This is a genomic window from Nocardia sp. NPDC058497 (genome assembly GCF_042720195.1).
Taxonomy (GTDB): Bacteria; Actinomycetota; Actinomycetes; order Mycobacteriales; family Mycobacteriaceae; genus Nocardia.
The window spans coordinates 2,181-6,789 of sequence record NZ_JBHXMY010000329.1; the positions used below are offsets into that span (position 1 = coordinate 2,181).

General features: G+C 66.7%; 4 protein-coding genes. All 4 read right to left on the minus strand.

Annotated features, from left to right (window positions below; genetic code table 11):
- Window positions 1-153: 153 nt before the first annotated feature.
- Window positions 154-1,188, minus strand: a complete 1,035-nt coding sequence (locus ACFWPJ_RS20780; RefSeq protein WP_378853690.1) for a fatty acid desaturase family protein — start codon at window positions 1,186-1,188, stop codon at window positions 154-156.
- Window positions 1,189-1,233: 45 nt separating this feature from the next.
- Window positions 1,234-2,778: an MFS transporter gene (locus tag ACFWPJ_RS20785; RefSeq protein WP_378853696.1), complete on the minus strand. Its 1,545-nt coding sequence runs from the start codon at window positions 2,776-2,778 to the stop codon at window positions 1,234-1,236.
- A gap of 80 nt (window positions 2,779-2,858) precedes the next feature.
- Window positions 2,859-3,551: a TIGR02206 family membrane protein gene (locus ACFWPJ_RS20790; RefSeq protein WP_378853692.1), complete on the minus strand. Its 693-nt coding sequence runs from the start codon at window positions 3,549-3,551 to the stop codon at window positions 2,859-2,861.
- Window positions 3,552-3,626: 75 nt separating this feature from the next.
- Window positions 3,627-4,226 carry a Uma2 family endonuclease gene (locus tag ACFWPJ_RS20795; protein ID WP_378853694.1) on the minus strand — a complete coding sequence of 200 codons (600 nt, stop codon included), beginning with the start codon at window positions 4,224-4,226 and terminating at the stop codon, window positions 3,627-3,629.
- Between the last annotated feature and the right edge of the window lie 383 nt (window positions 4,227-4,609).

Below are 4,609 nucleotides of genomic sequence, written 5' to 3' on the forward strand. Positions count from 1 at the left end.
AACCTTCGGGGGCTGAACGCGATCCCGGGGGGCCCCCGGGGGGGGGGGTCCCGCTCTTGTTTTCCCCAAGCGTCCAAATCCATCGCGGCCCCCCCCCCGCGGGGAGCTCCCCCCGCCCCGCCCCAACCTATTGGGGGGGCCGGGTCCTGGTGACTAGTCGACCAGCTGTGGTGGCGTCCAGGTCTGGCGGCCGACCTCGTCGAGGTGACTCAGCGCTTGTACGTAGGACTCGACGAGGCCGGTCTCGCAGTACGGCACACCGATTTCGGCACAGTACCCGGCGACGATCGGCTGGGCCCGGCCCAGATTGGCGCGCGGCATCGACGGGAACAGGTGGTGTTCGATCTGGTAGTTCAGCCCGCCCAGGGCGGTGTCGACGAGGAAGCCGCCGCGGACATTGCGCGAGGTGAGCACCTGCCTGCGCAGGAAGTCGGTGTTGTCGCCTTCGGGCAGCACCTCCATCCCCTTGTGGTTGGGCGCGAACGTGCAGCCCATGTAGAGACCGAACAGGCCCTGCTGAACGGCGATGAACGCCAACGCTTTTCCGGGCGGGAGCACCAGGAAGACGGCGGACAGGTAGCCGACGCCATGCGCGGCGAGCAACGCGCCCTCCCACAGCCGGTTCGGAATCGGCCAGCGGAACACCGCGCGGACACTCGAGTAATGCAAGCTGCCGCCTTCGAGCAACAGCATCGGGAAGAACAGCCACGCCTGGTAGCGGAAGATCAGCCGGCGGATGCCCTTGCCCGCCCGGGCGCGATCGCCGGAAAACGCCAGGATTCCCATCACATCGGGGTCGGCGCCCTCGGTGTTGGGGTGGGCGTGGTGCCGGTTGTGATTGCTGGTCCACCAGCCGATGCTCAGGCCGATGGCCAGGTTGCCCGCGATCAGGCCGTACAGGTAGTTGGCCCGCCGGGACGCGAAGATCTGCTTGTGCCCGGCATCGTGGCCGAGGAACGCGATCTGCGAGAACACCGCGGCCAGGAACACCCCGACCCCCAGCTGCCACCACGAGTCGCCGAGGACGAAGAACGCCGCCCACCCGGCGACGAACGCCGTCGCGGTGAGCGCGCTCTTCCACCCGTAGTACCGCAGATTCCGGTCCAACAGGCCCGCCGCCCGGATCCGGCGCAACAAGATCGAATATTCACTGCCGCGCACCGGGACGACATCAGAGGCAATTACCACCGCACCAGCATGACGGATCGATACCACCACCAGGTGAACTCGGGTCTACTTCACCGCTGCCTTCGGCCGTTCGGTGTCGAGTGCCGTGAACACCGCCGCGGCGAGGATCATCACCGCCGAGACCAGCAGGGCCACATCCAGCCCGTGATGGAACGCGACCTTTCCGGTGTTGAGCACCTCGTTCACCTTCGACAGGTATTGCAGATACGGGCCGATGTCGACGCCTTCGGGGATACGGCCGCGTTCCACGGCCTGGATCGCGTCGGGCTGCAGCGAGGTCGGCAGACCCAGCTCGGTCATCCGCGCGCGCAGGTCAGCGGAGAGGAACGAGCTCACCAGGACACCGAGCACCGCGACACCGAACGCCGAACCGACCTGGCGCATCGTATTGGTCACCGCGGCGGCCATCCCCGAGTGTTCCGCCGGAACGCCCGACATCACCGCCGAGGTCAACGGCACCACCGCGATCCCGAAGCCGAACCCGGCCACCGCCATCGCGGCCGCCAGCCACGGATCGTGCAGGGTGCCCGACAGTGCATGACGGGTCAGCAGGATCCCGCCCGCACCGAGTACACAGCCGAGGATCATGGGAACGCGCGCGCCACGACGGGCGACCCAATAGCCCGCGATGAGGGACCCGATCACGATGGCGACGGCCATCGGGGCGAAGACACCGGCGGTGCGCGCGGCCGAATACGACTGCATCACTTGCAGATACAGCGCGGTGAAGAAGAAGATCGAGAAGATGCCGAAGTAGACGGCGAAGGCGACCACCAGCGCCCCGCGCACGGCCCGCAGCCGCAGATAGCGGAAGTCGAGCATCGGTGCGCGCGCCCGCTTTTCCACGACGACGAACGCAGCGAGCGCGATACCGCCGAGCGCGAACAGCGCCAGCACCGACGGCGCCGTGTAGCCCCGATCCTGACCGACGGTCGCGGCATAGATCACCGATCCAAAAGCCGTCGCGCCGAGCACCGCACCGGCCCAGTCGACCGGCTCCTGCCGTGGATCCGAGCTCTCCGGAATCGACCACAGCGCGGCGACGAGCGCCACCGCCCCGATCACCAGGTTGAACCAGAAGATCGAGCGCCACCCGTACGCGTGCACCAGCACGCCACCCAGAACCGGACCAGCCGCCAGCGCCAGCCCGGACACCGCCGCCCACACCCCGACCGCCTTGGCCCGCGCCTGCTCGCCAGGGAAGATGTGGCGCAGCACCGACAGTGTCCCCGGTTCCGAGGCCGCGGCGCCCAGCCCCATGATCGCGCGACCGGCGATGAGCATCGCGACGCTGCTCGCGAGTGCGGAAACCACCGACCCGACGCAGAAGATCACCAGACCGATGATCATCACCCGCTTGCGCCCCCACCGGTCACCGAGCGACCCACCCGCCAGCATCAACCCGGCGAAAACCACGGTGTAGGAGTTGACCACCCACTGCAGCAACGTCACATCGGTACTCAACTCACGCCGGATATCGCCGAGCGCAACACTGACCACGGTGGTGTCCAAGAAGGTCACGAACACCACGGCCACGACTGCTGCCAGAGCGACTCCCGGCCGCGCCGGTGTACCCGGCGCCGTCCCCATCGGTCTCACGGCCTCAGGCTACCGGCGAGTTCGACCGCCCGCTGACCGACTGAGCCCAGACCGCCAGGGAGCGTACGGAGTCACTGGTCGCGGACCCACGGCCAGGTCATCATTGCCCAGACGGTGATCAGCAGGAGGGCCACCGTGCCCAGGTACCAGGGCCAAGGGCCGAGTACATCGAGCAGCGACGCCGTCGCGGGTTTCGCGTTGACGAATCCGTAGTTGGTACCGGCCACCGTATTGAACGTGAAGGTCAGCGCGGCCCACACCGCGGTGACTCCCACGGCGATTCGATAGCTCCGCCAATCCGGGCGCATGCCGATACCCCAGGTGAGATAGATCGCGGCCCACACCACGGCCAGGTGGATCGCCCAGAACGCGAGGAACTCCTTGCTCGGGAAGTCCCGGCTCTCCAGCGCGGGTGATACCAGCGCCTGTGTGCTCAAGGTGAGGCACCAGTAGTAGGTCAGCGCGTACGCCCAGCGTCGGTGCGACCACAATGCGTATCCGGCGACCACGGTGGCGAGATCGGTCAGCCGCAAGGGGACGGAGCGCTCGATGGTCGGCGGGATCATGGTGTAGAGATAGATCGCCGCGTAGACCGCCAGCGTCGAGACACCGAATGCCCGGCTGAATCGTCGTGCGGCAGCGGCACTTCGGTGCGTACGCCCGACCCAGACCATGGGAATCGCCCCCACCACGAATATCGCCAGGACAATCCAGTGCGACAGTCCGTAGCCGGTGAATTCCCGCTGCGCCGATAGCGCGTCCACACTGTCCGAGTGTAGTGATCACGAGCGTCGAACTCGCCTGACACCCGCGAGCCACCTTTCGGCCCGGGTACCTCGTCAGGCTTGCTCGAGGATGTCGAACGGGATGGTCACTTCCACCGGTTCGTCGAGCAGCAGAACCCTGCGGTGGACGGTGTGCGCACGGTAACGGCGACCGGACCAATCGAGGCGGTACTCCTCGATCTCCTCGATCCGCTCTTCCTTCTGATCCAGCCTGATGATGAGGTAGCGGGGAATCGCCGCGGCCGCATACTGGATCCGTTTGTCGGTGATATCGGCGTCGATCGTCGATTCCGAGGTCACCTCGACGACCAGCAACAGGTGATCCCGCACCGAGTTGACGTCGTACGGTTCGCAGTCGCGGATCCACACATCGGGGTAGCGGATGTTCAACCGCCGATCGGCCGCCGTCGATTCCGCATCAGCGAACCGTGCCGCGACGTCGGAATCCACAACCATGCACGGGCCACCGTCCCGCCGTCCAGCCTCGAGCAGCCCCGCGAGTCGCCGAACCACCCGGCTGTGCAGCGGGCTCTGCGCCATCACCCGCACGACTCGACCGTCGACGATCTCGATGTCGCCCAGCTCGTCCGCCGCGCCGTCCATGAACTCTTCAGCGGTCAGTCGGTGTTCACGATGCTGGTCGGGGGTGCTCATACCGCACATCATCGCAGGCTTCGGCTCCTGCGGGGTTGACCTGGGATCTTCGGGGCCCCCGTCAAGCTTGCTCGAGGCCCGACGAACTATTGGCGGCGACGCTCTTGTCCATTCACGAGTACCGGCGGCTGAAGGCCGACAGCCAGGATCTCGTTTCCCGGCTGAGCATGGATGACGATATCGAGTTCGAACCGGCACCACCGCGGGTGGAGCTGAGGGTCGCGGACCTGTGACTTTCCTCCTCGACACCAACATCATCAGCGAGTTGCGTAAGTCGCCCCAGTCGGCGAACCCCGCGGTGCGCGCATGGGCGGCGCAACGGCGTCCGTCCGACCTGTTTCTGAGCGTGATCACGATCATGGAGGTCGAGCTCGGTATCTGCC

What these genes read in the sequence shown, in the direction of transcription:
- ACFWPJ_RS20785 (WP_378853696.1), bottom strand. Translation starts at nt 2,778, where the DNA reads ATGGGGACGGCGCCGGGTACACCGGCGCGGCCGGGAGTCGCTCTGGCA.
- ACFWPJ_RS20795 (WP_378853694.1), bottom strand. Translation starts at nt 4,226, where the DNA reads ATGAGCACCCCCGACCAGCATCGTGAACACCGACTGACCGCTGAAGAG.